Raw genomic sequence first — 17,608 nt, 5'->3', positions numbered from 1 at the left:
CCATCGCGGCGTCGAGGTCGTCCTGGGCCTTGGCGACGGCGGCCTTGTGGGCCTCGGCGGCCTTGCGCCGGTCGTCGATGCTGTCCGCCGAGGCGGGGCCGACGAACGCCGCGCTGACCAGGAGAGTCAGCACGGCAAGGATCGAGATCCGCTTCATCCTCATGTCACACCTTGGTGTAGCGGGACAGGGTCACCAGCGACGAGATCGTCGCCAGCACGATCGCGATGACGATCAGGATCGGTGCGACGGTGAGCACGTCGGCCGGGTCCACGTACGGGATCCAGCTGACGGAGCCCGCGAGCCAGTCGCTCACCAGGTACTGGACGCCCAGCCACAGCCCCCCGATTGCCAGCAGCGCGCCGACGGTTGCCGCGATCGCGCCCTCGAGCATGAACGGCAGCTGGATGAAGAAGGTCGAGGCGCCGACGAGCCGCATGATCCCGGTCTCGCGCCGCCTGGAGAGCGCCGACAGCCGGATCGTCGTCGTGATGAGCAGCACCGCCGCCAGCAGCATCACCGCGGCCAGACCACCGGCCAGCAGGGTGGCGTGGTTGAGCACCGAGAAGAGCTTGTCGAACAGCCTCTGCTGGTCCTGGACGTCCTCGACGCCCGCCCGACCCGACGCCACGTCCGAGACGAGCTGGTACTTCTGCGGGTCGGTGAGCTTGATGCGGAACGAGGAGTTCATGTCGGCCGCCGTCACGGAGGCCGTCCAGGACTGGTCCTTGAACTGCTTCTCGAAGGCCTTGAACGCCTGGTCCTTGCTCTCGGTGTAGATGTGCTGGATGTACGGCTTGATCTCCGGGGACGCGAGCGCGGCCTCGATGTCGGCGCGCTGGTCGTTGCTGACCTCGCCGCTCGCACACGTCGGGGCGCTCGAGTCGCGCGGGCACAGGAAGACCGAGACCTCGACCTTGTCGTACCAGTCGTCCTTCATCTTGCCGATCTGGATCTGCAGCAGAGCGGCCGAGCCGACGAAGGTGAGCGACACGAACGTCACCAGGATGACCGAGATGGTCATGGACAGGTTGCGACGGAGGCCGAGGCCGATCTCCGAGAGGATGAACTGGAGTCGCATCAGCGGTCCGACCCGTAGACGCCGCGGGACTGGTCGCGGACAAGCTCACCGGTGGACAGCTCGATCACGCGCTTGCGCATCTGGTCCACGATCTCGTCGTCGTGCGTCGCCATCACCACGGTGGTGCCGGTGCGGTTGATGCGGTCGAGCAGGCGCATGATCCCCAGGCTGGTCGTCGGGTCGAGGTTTCCCGTCGGCTCGTCGCAGAGCAGGATGTTGGGCCGGTTCACGAAAGCCCGTGCGATGGCCACGCGCTGCTGCTCACCACCGGACAGCTCGTGCGGGCGACGCTTCTCCTTGCCCGCCAGGCCGACCATCTCGAGCGTGTCCGGCACCGTGGTCAGGATGTGGTGCCGCGGCTTGCCGATGACCTGCAGCGCGAACGCCACGTTCTCGAACACCGTCTTGTTGGGCAGCAGCCGGAAGTCCTGGAACACGGCGCCGATCTGGCGACGCATCGTCGGCACCTTCCACGACGACAGCGTGCCCAGCTCCTTGCCGGCGACGAAGACCCGACCCGCGGACGCGCGCTCCTCGCGCAGCACGAGCCGCAGGAAGGTCGACTTGCCGGAGCCGGAGGCGCCGACGAGGAAGACGAACTCCCCGCGCTCGACGTCCAAGGAGACGCGGTCCAGCGCCGGCCGGGCGCCGCGCGCGTAGACCTTGGTGACGTTCTCGAATCTGATCACGGTGCTCGCGGCCAGGGTTCGGGGACGGGTCATGGGTCTAGCACTGGCCTCGTCGAGGGTAGGCAGCGACATCGCCGTTGGTCGGTGGTGACACGCCGACGGTTGCCTGTGAGAACCCGACGGGCGGGCGGAATGCCCCAAGTGTCCGGTCGGTCAGCCCGAGGGCGTGGATCTGGTGCACCACGCCGAGCTCCTTGACCGTGCGGTCGAGCTGGTCGCGCCGCGCGTCGAGGGTGCCGGCCGGGTCCTCCAGGACGTCCGCGAACGCCACCTCGGCGCCGCCGACCAGCTGCGCGTCCGACGCCAGCTCGGACCGCAGCACGCGAGCCTGCTCCCGGTTGGGGCCGAGCGACCGCGCGAAGGCCTGCATCAGCGTCGGCTCCAACGTCGGGTACAGCGCACCGAGGGTCCCACCCAGGACCACGACGCTCGGGTTGAACAGGTTGACCAGGCTCGCCAGCCCGAGTCCCACCCACTCCCCCGTCTTGCGCACACCGGCGATCGCCCGCCGGTTGCCGATCGCGACGTCGCTGACGACGTCCTCGATGTCGGACTCGCGCGGGTCGCGGCCGACCGAACGGATGATCGCGGCGTCGCCGATCTCCGCCTCCCAGCAGCCCCGGGCGCCGCAGGAGCAGACGCGTCCGCCGGGCTTGACCATGAGGTGCCCCACCTCACCGGCATAGCCGCCGGTGCCCTTGAGCAGCTCGCCGTCGACCACGACGCCGCCGCCGACGCCCAGCTCGCCGCGCACGTACAGGACGTCCTGCACGCCGCGCGCGGCACCCCGCAGGTACTCGGCCACGACGCCGAGGTCGCCGTCGTTGCCCACCGCGATCGGATAGTCGTCGCCGATCGCTTCGCGCAGCAGGTCGGCGAGGTGGACCTCGTGCCAGCCGAGCGGGGGCGAGCGCCGCACGAGCCCGTCGGGCTGGCGCACGCTGCCGGGGACCGACACGACGATGCCCAGGCAGATCGAGCCGGGGTGTGCGCGCGCCTGCATCTCCGCGACCAGCGTGGCGATCAGGGCGACCACGCCGGGCACGTCGTGGGACGACGTGCTGTGCAGCCGTCGCCGCACCTGCAGCAGATAGCCGCCGAGCCCCACGCGGGCGGCACCGACGGTGGAGGCGGTGACGTCGAACGCCAGCACGTGCGCGCTCGTGCTGACCGGCTCGACCACGTTGGACGGTCGGCCCTTGCCGCGCACGACGCCGGGTCGCTCACGCACGAGCCCGAGCTTGACGACTCGGACGTGAGCGACCCGACGGTCGAACGGTTGAAACCGGTGCTGGCCACCAGGTCCGACCGCGTGGCCGGTCCGTGGAAGTGCAGCAGCCGCAGCACCGCGGAGAGGTTGGCTCGCCGGACGTCGTCCTGCGCCGCGGCGTCCGCACGACGGACGGGCGGTCCAGCACCGAGCCGCACGAGATCCTCCCCCTGAGGTCAGGACAGCTAGCCGCGACCCGTCGATCGAGCTTGTCGCCGGGAGAGCGCGTCGACCGCGGCGGCCGCGGCCAGCACCGATCCCGTCACGACGTACTTGATGCCCGACGAGTAGCCGAGCAGCGCCATCCCGTTGTCGATGACCGCGATCACCCCGGCGCCGATGAGGGCGTCGATGATCCGGCCCTTGCCACCGAACAGCGAGGTACCGCCGATGACGGCCGCCCCCACCGCGTACAGCAGGACGTTCGAGCCGCCCGCGTTCGGGTCCACCGAGGTGGCGCGCGACGCGGCGAAGATGCCCGCGAAGGCCGCCAGGACGGAGCAGATCATGAAGCACGCCATCCGCACGCTGGCAACCTTGATGCCCGCGCGACGGGTGGCCTCGGCGTTGCCGCCGACCGCGTAGATGTGTCGTCCGAAGGCGGTGCGCGTGAGCACGAAGCCCAGCAACAGCGCGAGCGTCACGATGACGGGCACCACGATGGGCACGCCGATGATGGAGGCGCGCAGCGGGTGCAGGCTGCGCTCCTGGTTGAGCACCGCGATCATGCCGAGCACGAGCACGGCGATCGCCGCGATCTTGATGGCGATGATGCCGACGGGCACGGCGAGCAGGCCACGCCGGCGACGCAGCTGCCAGGTCCGCAGGCTCGAGAGGCCGTAGGCGACGACGGCCAGGATGCCGATGACCCAGCCGAGAGCGGGCGGGACGTTCTTGTTCTGGATCGCCACGATCACCGGGTCGGTGATCGTGATGTTGCCGCCGCTGCCGATGATGAGCAGCACGGCACCCTGGAGGGCCAAGAACGTCGCCAGGGTCACGATGAACGACGGGATGCCGACTCGAGCGACCAGCGCGCCGTTGATCAGGCCGACGACCAGACCGGCGACGAGCGCCCCGACGACGGCCGCGTACCAGGGCCACCCGCCCTTCGTCAGGGCGGTGGCCAGGATGGCGCCGCACAAACCGGACGTGAACCCGGCCGACAGGTCGATCTCGCCCAGCAGGAGGACGAAGACCAGACCCATGGCGATCGTCGCGACGACCGCGCCCTGCTGGAACAGGTTGGCGATGTTCAGCGCCGACGGGAAGGTGTTCGGCCTCAGGATGACGAAGATGGCGAGCAGCACCAGGAGCGCCAGGATGGCCGGCAGCGACCCCATGTCGCCGCCGCGCACCTTGCTGACGTAGTTGTTGACGGCCTCGCCGAACGTCGGCTGCTCGACCGAGCCGGCCAGCAGCGACGTGGGTGCGTTGTCGCGGTCCTTGCGGGCGACGGTGGGCGTGCTCATGCGGGGGTGCTCCCGTTCGGTGCGTCGGTGGGGGCCGAGGCCGCGGCCACGGGAGTCGGCGGGAGGGCGGCCGAGCCGCTGGTGATGAGCTCGATGATCTCGCTGCGCGTCGTGTCCTTCGCGCGGACCTGCGCGGCCGTCTGGCCCAGGTAGAGGACGTTGACGGAGTCCGCGACCTCGAGCACCTCGTTCATGTTGTGCGAGACCAGCACGACCGCGAGACCGGCGTCGGCAAGCCGACGGACGAGCTGCAGCACCTGCTCGGTCTGCGCGACGCCGAGGGCGGCCGTCGGCTCGTCGAGGATGACGAGCTTGGAGTTCCACAGCACGGCACGTGCGATGGCGACGGTCTGCCGCTGGCCGCCGGAGAGGCTGGCCACGTGCTGGCGGATGGACCGCACCGTGCGCACGGACAGGGAGGCGAGCACCTCGGCGGCGCGCGTCTCCATGGCCGACTCGTCCAGGCGGAAGCCCTTCTTGGCTCGCGGCCGAGGAACATGTTGTGGACGATGTCGAGGTTGTCGCACAGGGCGAGGTCCTGGTAGACGACCTCGATGCCCAGCTCGCTCGAGTCGGCCGGCGACGAGATGTGCGCCTCCTGGCCCTCGAACAGGACATCCCCGGCATCGAACGGGAAGATCCCTGCGATGCACTTGATCATGGTCGACTTGCCGGCGCCGTTGTCGCCGACGAGCGCCGTCACCTCGCCGGCCCGCGCCACCAGGTCGACGCCCCGCAGCGCGTGCACCGCGCCGAAGTTCTTGCGACCACCGCGCACCTCGAGCGTCGGTGGCGGAGCCAGGTCGGGTGCGATATTCGCTGCTTGGGTCATCGTCCACCTCGTCGTGTCACTCGGTTCACCCCGCGTGGTCGCGGGTCTGTGCATGTGCGGGAGCGTCCGTGCGCGAGCACCAGGCCGGGGCCGGTCGCTCCCGCGGACCGACCCCACCTGTCACCGGGGCGGCCGCAGCCGCGGCCGCCCCGGTGCCGTGCTCAGGAGATGCCGGCCTTCGTGCAGGCATCGGCAAGGGCCGCGGTGCAGACCTTGTCCTTGGTGGTGAAGCCGTCCGCGATGACGTCCTTGACGTTGGCGAAGTAGATGGCCTCGGGGTCCAGCAGGACCGCGGCGACCTTCTTGCTCGTCTGGGTGTCGGTCACGGAGCCCGTCGCCAGGCTGGACGTGTCCGCGCCCTTGGCGGCGGCGATGGCCAGCGCCGATGCGGCGTCAGCCTCCTTCTTGATGGCCTTGTAGACGGTCATGCACTGGTCGCCCGCGAGGATGTTCTGCAGGCCCTGGTCGGTCGCGTCCTGACCGGTCACCGGGATGGTGCCGTTCACGCCGTTCTTCTTCAGGATGGCGATCGCGGCGTTGCCGAGACCGTCGTTGGCAGCCAGCACACCGTCGATCTTGCCGCCGGTCTGCGTGTACATCTGCTCGAAGATCGTGCCGGCCTGCTGGTTGTCCCAGTCGGGCACGGCCTGGTCGGCGACGACCTTGTAGTCACCGCTCGTCGTCTTGGCCTGCAGCGCGGCAACCGCACCGGCCTTGAACAGGGTCGCGTTGTTGTCCGTCGGCGAACCGTTGAGGAACGCGATGTTCGCGGTCGTCTTGCCGGCGTCCGTCAGGCACTTCTGGAGGCCCTCACCCTGCAGCTGGCCGACCTTGGTGTTGTCGAACGACACGTAGAAGTCCGCGCCGCCGCCCAACGTCAGGCGGTCGTAGTCGATCGTGGCGATGCCCTGGGCCTTGGCCTTGGCCAGGACGGCCGAGCCCGAGCCCGAGTCGAGGTTGACGATCATCAGGACGTCGACGCCCTCGGTGATCATGCCGTCCGCGATCGTCTGGAACTGGGTCTTGTCACCCTGGGCGTTCTGGATGTCGGAGTCGACACCAGCCGCATCGAAGGCCGCCTTGAGCAGCGGCGCGTCGTTCGTCTCCCACCGTGCCGAGGACTTCGTGTCCGGCAGGATCACGCCGACCTTCGGCTTGGCGGCGGCTGCCGCACTGCTCGACGTGCCAGTGCTGCCGTTGTCGTTGCTGCTGCCACAACCGGCCAGCAGAAGGCCGGAGGCCGCGATGGCCACCGACGCTAGAACCATGCTCCGTCGCATTGTGCTCCCTCTCGTGACGACGCCTCGCTGCGCTCGTCTCCACCCGGCGCTTACGGGCGCTCGGACTATGTTGCGGGCCACAACATATGGTCGACCTGCCGCAAGTGACAAGGTCAGGGAGGGTTTTCGTGGTCAAACCGTGACCTTCGGCCCTGGACGGCCGCTCTGGACGGGCCGTTCTGTCCGACAATGGCGTGAATTGTGCGAGCCGAGAACAAACGCGACGTCACCCGATCAGGCGCCGGCCTTCTCCGCCGACCGGCGCCAGCGTATGCCCGCCTCGATGAAGTCGTCGATGTCGCCGTCGAACACCGCGGCCGGGTTACCCACCTCGTGCTCGGTGCGCAGGTCCTTGACCATCTGGTACGGCTGCAGGACGTACGAGCGCATCTGGTCACCCCAGCTGGCCTTGACGTCGCCGGCGAGACTCCTTCTTCTTGGCGTCCTGCTCCGCCTTCTTGACCAGCAGCAGCCGCGACTGCAGGACACGCAGCGCGGCCGCGCGGTTCTGGATCTGCGACTTCTCGTTCTGCATCGACACGACGATGCCCGTCGGGATGTGCGTCATCCGCACGGCCGAGTCGGTCGTGTTGACGGACTGGCCGCCGGGGCCGCTCGACCGGAACACGTCGACCTTGATCTCGGACTCGGGGATGTCGATCGAGTCGTTGGACTCGATCAGCGGGATGACCTCGACGGCCGCGAAGCTCGTCTGGCGACGGCCCTGGTTGTCGAACGGCGAGATGCGGACCAGGCGGTGCGTGCCCGCCTCGACCGACAGGTTGCCGAAGGCGTACGGCACCTTGACCTCGAACGTCGCCGACTTCAGGCCGGCCTCCTCCGCGTACGAGGTGTCGAGCACCGTCGTCGGGTAGCCGTGCCGCTCCGCCCAGCGCAGGTACATCCGCAGCAGCATCTCCGCGAAGTCCGCCGCGTCGACCCCGCCCGCACCGGACCGGATGGTCACCACGGCCTCGCGCTGGTCGTACTCCCCCGACAGCAGCGTGCGGACCTCGAGCTCGCCGAGGTCCTTCCTGATCGTCAGGAGGTCGGCCTCGGCCTCGGCCAGCGTGTCCTCGTCGTTCTCCTCGGCCGCCATCTCGACCAGCGTCTCGAGGTCGTCGATCCGGCCGCTCAGCTTGCTCATGCGGTCCAGCTCGGCCTGGGTGGACGAGAGCGCGCTCGTGATCTTCTGCGCCGCGTCCGGGTCGTCCCACAGGTCCGGCGCCGACGCCTGCTCCGAGAGGACCGCGACCTTCGCCTCGAGCGCCTTCGGGTCGCTCACCGCCTGGATGGTGCCCAGGGTGGTGCGCAAGTCATGGATCGCGGTGCTGAAGTCGGTGGTGGCCACAACCGTCCAGGCTACCGGAGCGGTCAGGAGGCGCGGGCCGAGGACTCCGCCTCGAGGGCGATGCCGTCCTGCCACGGCGACAGCACCCAGGAGAGCAGGACCGGGTGGGTGACCGCGCCCAGGTGGACGTAGGCAGACGAGCCGTCGGGGGTCGTCGCGGACAGGACCGTGAACTGGTCCCACTGCGCGGTCGCGTCCGGGTTGTCACGCAGGTACTGCTCGACCTCGCTGCGGACGGTCGCGTCCGTGAGAGGCACGCCGGGCTGCCGGTCCGCGCCGGGCGCGTAGTAACGGTCTGAGGCGACGGCGTCCGCCCCCTCGAGCGCGAGCACGTCCGCGAGCGCCAGCAGGCGCTTGCGCTCCAGGTGCACGTGCGCGGCCGACGCCACGACGCTGATCAGCAGCAACGCGATCACGACGAACCCGAGCGTGAGGAGCATGACCTGGCCGTCGTCGCGTCGGGCCTTCATCCGTGCACCCGGTACGCGTCGACCGGCGCTACCCGCTGCGCACTCACCGGCACCTCGAGCGGGACGACGCGTCGCACGAAGGCCGGCACGAACGGCAGGGGCACGACCAGGTCGATGCGCGCGGCGACGTCGCTGCCCGGTGCCAGGCATGGCGTCGACGAGCAGCTCAGGGTCAGCGCGTCGACCGGGTCGTCGTCGAAACCCTGGTCACGCAGCGCGATGCCCGCGGCGGCGGCAGCCCGTGCGGAGCCCTCCTGCGCGGTGTCGGCGACGACGTAGGTGCGCGCGGCCTCGCGTGCTGCGCCCTCGGCGGCGAACGAGGCGGCCTCCAGGCGACCGAGCACCAGCACCAGGTAGACGAGCGGCACCATGAGCACCAGGGCGAGGCCGAGGAACTCGACGATGGCGCTGCCGTCGTCGTCGGCCAGGGGCCCGCGCCTCACGGCGTCTCCGCCAGTGCGTGGCCCCGGATCGTCAGCGTGCGGGCGGGCCCGAGCAGCCCGAGCACGGGCAGGGGTGCGACGACGTCCACCTCGACCTCGTCCAGCCCGTCGATCCGCGTTGTCGTCGCGGTGACGTCCTGCGCGTACGAGCCCGCGAGCGACTGCCCGATGAGCACACGTGTGCGGGCCGCACCGTCGTCGGGCACGTGACCCACCTGGGCGCCGTACCGCGCGCCCTCGGAGGCGGAGTCGATGAGCGTGTTGCGCACGTGCAGCACCAGCGTGAGCTGCAGGATGCCGACGAACAGCACGGTGACCAGCGCGCCGACCAGCGTGAAGTCGACGATCGCGGAGCCGTTGTCGGAGCCCCAGTGCAACGTCAGGGACCGGTCACGCCGTCGATCGCGCTCTGGAACACCCCGGCCAGCGCCGGACCGGCGATCAGCCACAGCGCGGTGACCAGGCCGGCCGTCATCAGCGTCACCAGCACCCAGCCGGGCACGTCTCCGCGATCGCGCCCGTCGACCCCCACCCGCTGCAGCAGCCCGCCCATGAGTCGGTGCCGCAAGCCCCCTGCGATTGTCCTCATCCGTGTTCCTCTCGTCGATCGTGATCTCGGTCCGCCGGGACAGCCCCGGGCGCAGGTCGACGGGGCGGCTCACAGGCCGACCCGCAGCACCACCATGCTCGGGAAGACCGCGAAGACGACGGTGATCGGCAGGATCAAGAACACCACCGGCACCATCATCGCGACCTCCTTCTTCCCGCCCGTCTCCATGACTCGCGGCGGCCCTCCTCCCGCACGTCCTGCGCCTGGGCGCGCAGCACGTCGGCCAGCGGCGTCCCCCGCTCGACCGCGACGGCGACGCCTTCCGCGAACCGGGCCAGCGCCGGCAGACCCGTGCGGTCCGCGAGGCCGTCGAGGGCGGCTGTCAGCGGCACGCCCGCTCGGGCGTCCGCGAGGGTCCGGGCCAGCTACCGGCTCAGCTCCCCGTGGGTGGTGCGCACCACGCGCTCCAGCGCTCCGACCGCACCCTCCCCGGCCACCACCGCGAGCGCGAGCAGCTCGGCGACCGTCGGGAGCTCGGCCATCATCCGGGTCTCGCGGGCCGCGATCTCCCGCGTGAGCAGCCAGTCACGCACGAGCACGCCCGCCAACCCGCACACCCCGGCGAGCAGGGCCAGCAACACCGGGCTGCCGCCGCGCGTCGTCGCGAGCACGAGCGCGAGCGCGAGACCGGCCGCGAGCGACAGCACGCCCCAGACCACCTGCTCGGCCCGGAACTGCTCGACGGACTCGGCCCGACCGGCACGCACGAGGCGGCGACGGAGGCCGCGGTCGGCGACCCGAGCCGGGTCACCAGCCGGATCGCGTCGGACATCACCGGCGAGACGAGCCGTTCGATCGTGGCGAACGGACCGCGAACGCTCGGGGAGCGCAGCAGGCCCGACGACGTCCGCTGCGGGCGCAGGTACGGCGCGAGCCGCTGGTCCAGGCTGACCCGCCGCGACCGCAGCCTCGCGACCACCAGCGTCACGCCCAGACCGCCGAGCAGCCCGACGAAGGCGCCCTGCAGCGCCGGGCTCACCGCAGCACCCGGGGGTCGTCGGGCAGCCGGGCGATCCGGAGCATGAGGAGGTACGCGACGACGGTGCACACCCCGCCGCCCAGCAGCACCGCCACACCGGCCGGCGTGTCGTAGGCGGCGGCCGCTTCGGGGCGGGTGGACAGCAGGGCGAGCACGATCCACGGGGCGGCGACGGCGAGCCGGGCGGCGTTGATGGTCCAGCTCTGCCGCGCCTCGAGCTCGCCGCGCGTCCGGATGTCCTCGCGCAGGAAGCCGGCCAGGGTTCGCAGCAGCCGGCCGAGGTCGGTGCCACCGACGTCCCGCGTCAGCCGCAGCGCCTCGATGATCCGGTCCGCGACGGGGTCGGCGAGCCGAGCCTTCAACGCGTCCAGGCAGTCGCCGAACCTGCCGGTCGCGCGGTAGTCCTCGCCGAAGGCGGAGAACGCCGGACGCAGCTCGACGGGTCCGCGCTCGCCGATCTGCGCGACGGCCTCGGGCAGAGCGAGCCCGGCCCGGATGCCGGAGCCCAGGTGGTCCACCACCTCAGGCCACAGCTGCCGCAACCGGGTCCGGCGACGACGCGCCCGGCCACGCGCCAGCGCCCACGGCCCCGCGGCAGCGAACGCGGCGAAGCACAGCGCGATAGCCGGCGTGCGTGTGAAGGCCAGCGCGACGACGAGCACGAGCAGCGCGACGACGAGGCAGGCGGTCACGAGGCCGCCCGGCGTCGCGCCGGTCACCCCCGCCTGCACGAGCATGTCCTGCGTCCGAGCGTGCCAGCCGTCCCGCGTGCGGGTCTGCCCGCCCGCGGGCCGGACCCAGCACGACCACCAGACGCAGGCCACGCCCGCGCCCAGCAGGAGCCCGACGACGACGCCCATCAGCCGCGTCCCCGCAGCAGCGCCGCGAGGTCCGTCCCCGTGCGGCCGAACCGCTCCGCGTGCGGAGGGAACCCGTCGGCCCGATGGAGCTGCCCGTCACGCCACACGAAGATGTCCGCCGTCTCGACGATCCCCTGCTCCACGCGCCCGGGCACCGCGACGATCTCGCGCACCACCCGCCGACCGGAACCGTCGACGTCGAGGTGCACGACGAGGTCGACAGCGGAGGCGACCGTCGGCACGACGAACCGGTCCGAGATGTTCTCGCCGGCCAGCAGCGGCAGCGTGCAGAGCTTGGTCAACGCCTCGCGTGCCGAGTTCGCGTGGATGGTGCACATGGCCGGCACGCCGGCGTTGAGGGCGATGAGCAGGTCGAGCGCCTCGGCCTCGCGCACCTCGCCGACGAGCAGCCGGCTGGGCCGCATCCGCAGCGCCTCCTTGACCAGGCGCCGCAGCGGGATCTCCCCGGTGCCCTCGAGGCTGGGTTGTCGACACTGCATGGCCACCCAGTCGCGGGCGACGAGCCGCAGCTCGAAGACCTCCTCGCACGTGATGACGCGCTCGCGGGTCGGGATCGCGCCGGCCAGTGCGTTGAGCATCGTCGTCTTGCCCGACTGGGTTGCACCCGAGACCAGCACGTTCAGCCCGGCTCGGACCGCCGCGTGCAGGAACGCGGACGCGTGCGGCGTGATCGAGCCCAGGGCCACGAGGTCGTCCAGGTGGGTCGCCCGCACCACGTACTTACGGATGTTCACCGACCAGTGCCGCCGCGTGACGTCCGGGATGACCGCGTGCAGACGCTCCCCGCCCGGCAGGGACGCGTCCACGAAGGGGCTGCTCAGGTCGAGCCGTCGTCCGGAGACCTTGAGCATCTGCTCGACCAGGTCACGTACCTGACCGTCCGTGAGGATCGTCGTGGTCAGCTCGGGCTCACCGCGCCGCGCGACGAACACCTGCGTCGGGGCGTTGATCCAGAACTCTCCCGATCACCATCCCTTCACAGGTCAGAGGCTTGCTACGCCTCGCCGGTCCGCGGGTAGTCCGCAGGAGATCCGAAAGCCTCATCGAACATCGCGCTCGCCGCGGCGCGCGTGCGGTCCTCCGCGGTCGGCCACAGGTGCGAGTACGTCGACAGCGTCGTCGTCGCCTTGGAGTGCCCGAGAGCGCGCTGGACCGTGACGACATCACAGCCCGTCGCGATCAAGCCGCTCGCGTAGTAGTGCCGCAGCGAGTGGAAGCTTGATCGGCACGCCTGCCGCGCGAGCGGTACTGACCCACCAGCCGTTCGCGGTCGATGGCGCGGCTGGCCCCCCAGACACGGACTCGACGAGCCAGTCGTCACCCGTGAGCCGGTGGGCCGCCGCGTGGGCAGCGAGGAGCTCGACAAGCCCGTCAGGGAGGAACACGTCACGCTCGCTGCCGTACTTCGGCGGGCGGATCTCGAGCCCACCAGGGCAGCGCTGCACCTGTCTGGCGACGTGCAGGCGTCGACGAAGGAAGTCGATATCGCTGAGCCTGACCGCCGACAGCTCGCCCAACCGGAGCCCAGCGAAGGCACCGAGGGCCCACATGGGCCGCTGGTAGGGGTCGGCCGCGCTCAGGATCGCGCCGATCTCGGCGGGCGTCGGGATCTGCATCGCATGTTCGGCACTGCGCTGCCTGGGCAGCTCGTCCCGAGCGTTGGGTCAGCTGCGATCACGCGCTCCCTGATCGCGGCACGCATGACCGAGCGGACGCCGCTCACCCGTGTCGACACCGTCAAAGGCGCGAGGCCGGCGCTCACCATCGACTTGACCCAGGACTCGATGTGGGAAGTCCGGAGCGACGCCACGGGAAGCGATCCGAACGGGACCGACCGCCGAAGCAGGTCCATTGCGCGAACCGTCGTGTCTTCCCAGACCTGTCGCTTCGCCCAGTCGCGCATGTACGCGTCGAACGTCACGCGGCCCGCGCGGGGATCGACGTAGGCGCCCGTCACGACCGCTGCCGTGACTTCATCGAGCCACCGCTGGCCGTCGACCTTCCGGGCGAAGTGCTTTGAGTGCTCCTTGCCGGCGGTATCCCGGTAGCGCGCACGCCAGACGCCGTCCGGGCGCTTCGTGATGCTAGCCATCGCCGTCGTCCCCCCCTACTGCCTCGTAGAGCTCCTTCTGAGTGGCGCCTTCCAGAGCGTCGGCAGGGAACCCCGCTACGGCGCGGAATGCCGCCCAGTCCGAAGGTGCGAACGTGAGCAGGGCCTTAGTCTGTGCGGCCGCGACCTTCCCGAGGTCATCGCCATAGGTCGAGGTGCCCCAACCCTCGAGCAACTCGGTCACCGTGTCGTCGATGGTGTCGTCGGCCGCCACATAGGCACGCATTGCCGCCCAGGTGGCCTCGCGCTCTGCATCGGCTTTCGCAGCGGCAGCGGTGGCAGCCGCCCATGCGCCAACCAGCCGAGCCAGTTCTTTGCGTGCGGCCACTTCCGGCGGCAGAAGTCACTCCTGGACGGGCACACCAAAGACCTCGGCGAAGGCGACGAGTTCGTCGACGACGATGCGGCGCGGTGGCTCGCCCTTCTCAATCTTGAAGATCGCCGAGCCGGTCATCGCGCAGCCGGCATCGGTCATGCGCTTCGCGAGGCCGTCGTTGGTCCATCTCCGAGCATCGCGCTCCGCAGCGATCCGCTGCGCAAGGTGCGCTTCCGCGAGAACGGCTCGCGGCCGGTTGGGTCTGGGCATCTCGTCTCCATTCCTAAGCGGAACCCACAGTAGCCGTGTTGGCTTGCGTTGGCAATGCCGTGTCGGGGAGGATCTTCCTATCGAGCAGTTCGCAACCTCCGGAAGGAAGAGTCCATGGGACGGTTCATGACCAGTGCCGAGCCTCGCCGAAGTACTCCATGCTCCTGTGGAGACCGTCCGCTACTGGCGCCACGTCGGCACGGGCCCGAAGAGTTTCAAGGTCGGCAGGCGCGTGCTGTACGCCGTCGAGGACGTCGAGGCGTGGATCACGGCTGCACGCGCTGAGCAGAGCGCCTGACCGGCCGTGGGCATCGAGCTTCTCGACGGTCGAGGTGTACGCGATCATCCGCGGCCGCCTGGCTGTCCTCGTGCTGACGAAGCGGCCTGACGGCTCGATCCTGACTCGCCCGTACGTGAACATCCACGCGGCCGACCGAGCCGTGGGGCGTGCACGCGAGCGCGGGTGCGCCGCGACCGTCGTCCTCGTGCGCCAGGACGTCGCCGCGCTGGCCGGCACTGACTGATGGGCGCGAGCAACGTGAAGCTCGCGATCGCCAACTGGGGTCACCTAGGCGATCGTCCCTTCCGGCTGCTCACCATCATGGCCGTGACGGCGCTCGACACGGCGACCGAGGGCACGCCCGCCCGCCAGTACTTCGGTGGCCGCGAGGCGCTCGCTGTAGGCCTCGGCCGCCTCGTGCCTGCAGAGCCCTCCGTGGACGACGACAGCGACCAGGCGAAGGAAGCGCGCCGCGTGCGTCACACCGCCTTCGTCGCGGTCGAGGCGGCCACCCGAGCACTCGTCAAGGCGGGTGCGATCCGACCCGTTGGCCGAGCTCGCCAGGGCACCCGAGTGCAGCGCTACGACCTCCTGCTCGACCACCCAGTACAGGCGAAACCTGTACTGCCACAACAGGCCAACCCTGTACCGCCAGTACAGGCGAAACCTGTCAGCCAGTACAGGCCAGACCTAGGCCGTATGAGTACTGAGGAACCACATGAGGAACCAAGCGGAGGACAACTCATCTCCCTAGGTGAGTCTCACCAGGGCGCATCGATCGACGAGACCGATGAGAAGTACGCCGCTGCCCACCAGATCCTCGAGCGCGCCGGCCCCGAAGCCCAAGAGCTGGCCTTGGCTGCAGCCCGGTCCTTCCACCCCACCGCCACCACCCGGCAGGCAGTCATCCTCGCCGCCCGACACGTGAAAGCAGGAGCCGCATGAGCATCTACCTCGAACGCAACCGCCTCGCCGTCGCGATCGCTCGTGGCCTCGACGACGAACCAGAAGCCTCCGTGGAAGTCATCGACGCGATGGACCACGGCGAGTTCCGCCAGACGCTGATCACGATGGCCTGCCTGCTGAGCCAGTACGACCAGGCTGGCTTCACGGCGATGATGCGCACGCTCGAGCCGAGGTGCCGAGCATGAGCGACACCCGACCCGAGATCGTCGAGCACGGCATGACACACCGCCACGGATGCCCAGCGCCCACCCCGACCTTCCTCAAGGGCTGCATCGGGTTCATCCGGTTCACGTGCCCGTCCTGCGGCGCCACCGCCCTGCAGCGGACCCAGAGCTTCGTTGAGGTCAAGGCCGTGATCGACGGCGCCGCGTGGGGTGCCGTGACGCGTCGGGGGCAGCGATGAGGGGCGCGGTTCCTGGTGGGGGCAGTACGTCTGACCCCCAGTGTCAGACACACGCACACAACGCGCCCGGTGCCACATCGCGTGGGAAAGCGCTGTGGATAGAGAGGCCTGACACCGGGGTCGGGGCGAGTTTTGCCTCACCAAGGAACGGGGCGCTCCGATGACGACCACCGGCAAGGGGTACGGGTGGCCTCACCAGAAGCTTCCCGAGCGCAGTACGTCAAGCAGATGGAAGTCGACGGCTTCCTCACGTGCGCGCGCTGCGGTGAGGTGATCACGCCGGACGAACCCTTCGACCTCGGCCACGACGACGACGACCGCAGCGTCTACAGCGGGCCCGAGCATGCCAACAGGTGCAACCGAGCGGCAGGTGCACGCAAGGGCAACAGGCTCCGCGGCGACCGCAGGCACGGTCGCACCGACGCGGACCTCGACTACTACGAGTGGTTTGACGGCACTCGGTACTACGCCGACGGCCGGGTCGAGCCACGCCCGTAGAGGGCCCGATTCCTTTCCAGCGTTTCAGCCCCCTGACTCCCAGTGTCAGGCCATATCCCCCCGAAGAGAAAACAACAGGAGGAACCCCATGTCCGACCCCACGACCCCCGACTCCCTGGACGAGCTCAACGCCCGGATCGTGCAGTTCGCCACGGCAGCGCTCGAGGCGATGAGCCCGGAGCGTCGCGCAGAGTGCGAGCTGCTGGCCGCCATCGAGCCGGGGATGCGGATGCGGCCGCGTGAGAGCGACCCCACCATCGTCGAGCTCCTCTGGGCCGGCGCGGTCGTCGGGTGGACGACCTTCAAGTGGCTGAACACCGGAAGCGATCCCGACTTTCGTGACCTGTTAGTGACCGAATCGTGACCGTATAGGGATACTTTCTTGGTAGAATCGCACCAGCACTTGTCCCGGACCACGAGCCGGTACGCCTCAGGGAGTCAGCTGGCAGGACCAGCCCACTTCGCCTGGGCCGTAGCCACTCGCTGGACGCCGAGAGGAAGTCGCTGGTCAGGCCCGAAGGGCCGTCCATAGCGCTTAGCCGCGCGCGCACACGTCGCGCCGGAATCCTCTTCGTAGACAGGTGACACCCATGCGAGACATCAAGCTCATGCGCGATCGGCACGAGGCGATCGGCGACGAGATGCGCGAGATCCACAACGACGCCGGCGGCCGCGAGCTCAACAGGGACGAGAAGACCCGCTGGAACGCGCTCGACAAGGAAGGCCGCGAGCTCAAGCGAGAGATCGACGACGAGAACGACACCCTGATCCGCCAGGCCGCCCTCGCCGAGCAGCGCGACCGCTGGGGCTCGCTCCAGGTCGGCGGCTCCGCTTCGCAGCTGCACTCGGAGCCTGACCAGACCGACGGCTCGGGGTGGGTCCGTTCCGACGGCCGCTCTGCGGTCCTCGCCCGTGGCCAGCGGTTCGCCGACCACGAGGTGGTCCGGGCGGAAAAGCTCGCGGATCGCGGCGCAGGAGGCCGCGACGATCGGGCAGTACGGCAACCTCGGTGAGCTGGTGCGCGCACTGACCACCACGGGCACCTCGGCCGTCGTGCCGACCGCCTGGGCTGGGCAGGTCATCGACCTGGCCCGCAACCACTCGGCGGTGCTCAAGGCCGGCGCGCAGATCGTGCCGATGGAGGCGGGCACCGTGAAGGTCGGGCGCCTGACGGGCGACCCGACGGCGGCGTTCCGCACTGAGGGTTCCACCGTGACCGCAAGCGACGTCACGCTCGACAACGTGACGCTGACGGCCAAGACGCTGAGCGTCCAGGTCGTCGGGTCGATGGAGTGGTTCCAGGACGCGGGCAACTCTGAGCAGCTGGTCACCGACGCGATCGCCAAGGCCCTCGCGCTCAAGCTCGACCTGGTCTCGCTTTACGGCGGGATCACCTCGGGGTCGGGGTC

At 70.0% G+C, this 17,608-nt stretch carries 24 protein-coding genes and 4 pseudogenes; 10 read left to right on the top strand and 18 right to left on the bottom strand.

Features of this window, described 5'->3' with window-relative positions:
- Window positions 1–164: 164 nt before the first annotated feature.
- The 16 genes and pseudogenes from ftsX to AC38ZX_RS05600 form a co-directional block, all read right to left on the bottom strand.
- Window positions 165–1,079 (bottom strand): permease-like cell division protein FtsX, encoded by a 915-nt coding sequence (ftsX, locus tag AC38ZX_RS05675; RefSeq protein WP_491296644.1) that lies wholly within the window; start codon window positions 1,077–1,079, stop codon window positions 165–167.
- Window positions 1,079–1,768 carry a cell division ATP-binding protein FtsE gene (gene ftsE, locus AC38ZX_RS05670; RefSeq protein WP_426595883.1) on the bottom strand — a complete coding sequence of 230 codons (690 nt, stop codon included), beginning with the start codon at window positions 1,766–1,768 and terminating at the stop codon, window positions 1,079–1,081. Before ftsE ends, ftsX begins: the two co-directional genes overlap by 1 nt.
- A 37-nt stretch (window positions 1,769–1,805) precedes the next feature.
- The gene (locus AC38ZX_RS05665) at window positions 1,806–2,999 is read right to left on the bottom strand and encodes an ROK family protein (protein ID WP_491296643.1); all 1,194 of its coding nucleotides are present in this window, start codon (window positions 2,997–2,999) and stop codon (window positions 1,806–1,808) included.
- A 224-nt stretch (window positions 3,000–3,223) separates the two neighbouring features.
- Entirely contained in the window at window positions 3,224–4,510 is a 1,287-nt protein-coding gene (locus tag AC38ZX_RS05660) for a sugar ABC transporter permease (RefSeq protein ID WP_491296641.1), read from the bottom strand.
- A complete protein-coding gene (locus AC38ZX_RS05655; RefSeq protein WP_491296640.1) occupies window positions 4,507–4,959 on the bottom strand; it encodes an ATP-binding cassette domain-containing protein in 453 nt (150 codons plus the stop codon). The genes AC38ZX_RS05660 and AC38ZX_RS05655 overlap by 4 nt, the downstream gene beginning before the upstream one ends.
- 119 nt (window positions 4,960–5,078) lie before the next feature.
- Window positions 5,079–5,342 (bottom strand): annotated as a pseudogene (locus AC38ZX_RS05650) (ATP-binding cassette domain-containing protein); the annotation flags it as partial.
- 161 nt (window positions 5,343–5,503) lie between these two features.
- Window positions 5,504–6,595, bottom strand: a complete 1,092-nt coding sequence (locus AC38ZX_RS05645; protein WP_491296639.1) for a sugar ABC transporter substrate-binding protein — start codon at window positions 6,593–6,595, stop codon at window positions 5,504–5,506.
- Window positions 6,596–6,856: 261 nt separating this feature from the next.
- Window positions 6,857–7,973 (bottom strand): peptide chain release factor 2 gene (gene prfB / locus AC38ZX_RS05640; protein ID WP_426594891.1). Its coding sequence is split into 2 segments (ribosomal slippage): window positions 6,857–7,048 and window positions 7,050–7,973, totalling 1,116 coding nucleotides; the frame shifts between segments, so codons are not numbered across the junction.
- Window positions 7,974–7,996: 23 nt separating this feature from the next.
- Window positions 7,997–8,443 carry a pilus assembly protein TadG-related protein gene (locus tag AC38ZX_RS05635; protein WP_491296638.1) on the bottom strand — a complete coding sequence of 149 codons (447 nt, stop codon included), beginning with the start codon at window positions 8,441–8,443 and terminating at the stop codon, window positions 7,997–7,999.
- Complete coding sequence (locus AC38ZX_RS05630) at window positions 8,440–8,886, bottom strand: pilus assembly protein (protein WP_426594889.1); 447 nt, start codon at window positions 8,884–8,886, stop codon at window positions 8,440–8,442. The genes AC38ZX_RS05635 and AC38ZX_RS05630 overlap by 4 nt, the downstream gene beginning before the upstream one ends.
- Window positions 8,883–9,263 carry a TadE/TadG family type IV pilus assembly protein gene (locus AC38ZX_RS05625; RefSeq protein ID WP_491296637.1) on the bottom strand — a complete coding sequence of 127 codons (381 nt, stop codon included), beginning with the start codon at window positions 9,261–9,263 and terminating at the stop codon, window positions 8,883–8,885. Before AC38ZX_RS05625 ends, AC38ZX_RS05630 begins: the two co-directional genes overlap by 4 nt.
- A 2-nt stretch (window positions 9,264–9,265) precedes the next feature.
- Window positions 9,266–9,475, bottom strand: a complete 210-nt coding sequence (locus AC38ZX_RS05620) for a hypothetical protein (RefSeq protein ID WP_491297569.1) — start codon at window positions 9,473–9,475, stop codon at window positions 9,266–9,268.
- Between the two features lie 69 nt (window positions 9,476–9,544).
- Window positions 9,545–10,475 (bottom strand): annotated as a pseudogene (locus tag AC38ZX_RS05615) (type II secretion system F family protein).
- Entirely contained in the window at window positions 10,472–11,335 is an 864-nt protein-coding gene (locus AC38ZX_RS05610; protein ID WP_491296636.1) for a type II secretion system F family protein, read from the bottom strand. The pseudogene AC38ZX_RS05615 and the gene AC38ZX_RS05610 overlap by 4 nt, the downstream one beginning before the upstream one ends.
- A pseudogene (locus AC38ZX_RS05605) lies at window positions 11,335–12,315 on the bottom strand (TadA family conjugal transfer-associated ATPase); the annotation flags it as partial. The gene AC38ZX_RS05610 and the pseudogene AC38ZX_RS05605, both read right to left, overlap by 1 nt.
- Window positions 12,316–12,350: 35 nt before the next feature.
- Window positions 12,351–12,677: a tyrosine-type recombinase/integrase gene (locus AC38ZX_RS05600; RefSeq protein ID WP_491296635.1), complete on the bottom strand. Its 327-nt coding sequence runs from the start codon at window positions 12,675–12,677 to the stop codon at window positions 12,351–12,353.
- Between the two features lie 22 nt (window positions 12,678–12,699).
- Here AC38ZX_RS05600 and AC38ZX_RS05595 point away from each other — a divergent pair, with 22 nt between their 5' ends.
- On the top strand, window positions 12,700–13,302 hold the full coding sequence (locus AC38ZX_RS05595) for a hypothetical protein (protein WP_491296634.1): 603 nt from the start codon (window positions 12,700–12,702) through the stop codon (window positions 13,300–13,302).
- 138 nt (window positions 13,303–13,440) lie between these two features.
- Here the strand turns inward: AC38ZX_RS05595 and AC38ZX_RS05590 are convergent, their stop codons facing one another.
- Together AC38ZX_RS05590 and AC38ZX_RS05585 are read right to left on the bottom strand one after the other, a co-directional pair.
- Window positions 13,441–13,794 carry a hypothetical protein gene (locus AC38ZX_RS05590; protein WP_491296633.1) on the bottom strand — a complete coding sequence of 118 codons (354 nt, stop codon included), beginning with the start codon at window positions 13,792–13,794 and terminating at the stop codon, window positions 13,441–13,443.
- A gap of 15 nt (window positions 13,795–13,809) precedes the next feature.
- Entirely contained in the window at window positions 13,810–13,941 is a 132-nt protein-coding gene (locus AC38ZX_RS05585; RefSeq protein WP_491296632.1) for a helix-turn-helix domain-containing protein, read from the bottom strand.
- 277 nt (window positions 13,942–14,218) lie between these two features.
- Between AC38ZX_RS05585 and AC38ZX_RS05580 the strand changes: the two genes are divergently transcribed.
- The 9 genes and pseudogenes from AC38ZX_RS05580 to AC38ZX_RS05540 all read left to right on the top strand — a co-directional run.
- On the top strand, window positions 14,219–14,350 hold the full coding sequence (locus AC38ZX_RS05580; protein ID WP_491296631.1) for a helix-turn-helix transcriptional regulator: 132 nt from the start codon (window positions 14,219–14,221) through the stop codon (window positions 14,348–14,350).
- A gap of 34 nt (window positions 14,351–14,384) precedes the next feature.
- Window positions 14,385–14,576, top strand: coding sequence for a hypothetical protein (locus AC38ZX_RS05575; protein WP_491296630.1), 192 nt, complete (start codon window positions 14,385–14,387; stop codon window positions 14,574–14,576).
- Window positions 14,576–15,277, top strand: a complete 702-nt coding sequence (locus tag AC38ZX_RS05570; protein WP_491296629.1) for a hypothetical protein — start codon at window positions 14,576–14,578, stop codon at window positions 15,275–15,277. Before AC38ZX_RS05575 ends, AC38ZX_RS05570 begins: the two co-directional genes overlap by 1 nt.
- A complete protein-coding gene (locus tag AC38ZX_RS05565) occupies window positions 15,274–15,483 on the top strand; it encodes a hypothetical protein (RefSeq protein ID WP_491296628.1) in 210 nt (69 codons plus the stop codon). The genes AC38ZX_RS05570 and AC38ZX_RS05565 overlap by 4 nt, the downstream gene beginning before the upstream one ends.
- The gene (locus tag AC38ZX_RS05560) at window positions 15,480–15,701 is read left to right on the top strand and encodes a hypothetical protein (protein ID WP_491296627.1); all 222 of its coding nucleotides are present in this window, start codon (window positions 15,480–15,482) and stop codon (window positions 15,699–15,701) included. The genes AC38ZX_RS05565 and AC38ZX_RS05560 overlap by 4 nt, the downstream gene beginning before the upstream one ends.
- Before the next feature lie 228 nt (window positions 15,702–15,929).
- A complete protein-coding gene (locus tag AC38ZX_RS05555; protein WP_491296626.1) occupies window positions 15,930–16,199 on the top strand; it encodes a hypothetical protein in 270 nt (89 codons plus the stop codon).
- Window positions 16,200–16,287: 88 nt separating this feature from the next.
- Window positions 16,288–16,563, top strand: a complete 276-nt coding sequence (locus AC38ZX_RS05550; RefSeq protein WP_491296625.1) for a hypothetical protein — start codon at window positions 16,288–16,290, stop codon at window positions 16,561–16,563.
- Window positions 16,564–16,789: 226 nt separating this feature from the next.
- On the top strand, window positions 16,790–17,212 hold the full coding sequence (locus tag AC38ZX_RS05545) for a hypothetical protein (RefSeq protein ID WP_491296624.1): 423 nt from the start codon (window positions 16,790–16,792) through the stop codon (window positions 17,210–17,212).
- Window positions 17,112–17,528, top strand: a pseudogene (locus AC38ZX_RS05540) (phage major capsid protein); the annotation flags it as partial. The gene AC38ZX_RS05545 and the pseudogene AC38ZX_RS05540, both read left to right, overlap by 101 nt.
- Window positions 17,529–17,608: the final 80 nt, after the last annotated feature.

This window comes from Cellulomonas sp. McL0606 (assembly GCF_058248365.1).
The sequence above is the reverse complement of the archived record's forward strand: the minus strand, read 5'-3'. Positions and strand labels throughout refer to the sequence as shown.

Coding starts and splice junctions, on each gene's coding strand:
- AC38ZX_RS05660 (WP_491296641.1), bottom strand. CDS start 4,510: ATGAGCACGCCCACCGTCGCCCGCAAGGACCGCGACAACGCACCCACG.
- AC38ZX_RS05550 (WP_491296625.1), top strand. CDS start 16,288: ATGTCCGACCCCACGACCCCCGACTCCCTGGACGAGCTCAACGCCCGG.
- AC38ZX_RS05635 (WP_491296638.1), bottom strand. CDS start 8,443: ATGAAGGCCCGACGCGACGACGGCCAGGTCATGCTCCTCACGCTCGGG.
- AC38ZX_RS05560 (WP_491296627.1), top strand. CDS start 15,480: ATGAGCGACACCCGACCCGAGATCGTCGAGCACGGCATGACACACCGC.
- AC38ZX_RS05620 (WP_491297569.1), bottom strand. CDS start 9,475: ATGAGGACAATCGCAGGGGGCTTGCGGCACCGACTCATGGGCGGGCTG.
- ftsX (WP_491296644.1), bottom strand. CDS start 1,079: ATGCGACTCCAGTTCATCCTCTCGGAGATCGGCCTCGGCCTCCGTCGC.
- AC38ZX_RS05585 (WP_491296632.1), bottom strand. CDS start 13,941: ATGACCGATGCCGGCTGCGCGATGACCGGCTCGGCGATCTTCAAGATT.
- AC38ZX_RS05570 (WP_491296629.1), top strand. CDS start 14,576: ATGGGCGCGAGCAACGTGAAGCTCGCGATCGCCAACTGGGGTCACCTA.
- AC38ZX_RS05555 (WP_491296626.1), top strand. CDS start 15,930: ATGGAAGTCGACGGCTTCCTCACGTGCGCGCGCTGCGGTGAGGTGATC.
- AC38ZX_RS05545 (WP_491296624.1), top strand. CDS start 16,790: ATGCGAGACATCAAGCTCATGCGCGATCGGCACGAGGCGATCGGCGAC.
- AC38ZX_RS05565 (WP_491296628.1), top strand. CDS start 15,274: ATGAGCATCTACCTCGAACGCAACCGCCTCGCCGTCGCGATCGCTCGT.
- AC38ZX_RS05610 (WP_491296636.1), bottom strand. CDS start 11,335: ATGGGCGTCGTCGTCGGGCTCCTGCTGGGCGCGGGCGTGGCCTGCGTC.
- AC38ZX_RS05655 (WP_491296640.1), bottom strand. CDS start 4,959: ATGGAGACGCGCGCCGCCGAGGTGCTCGCCTCCCTGTCCGTGCGCACG.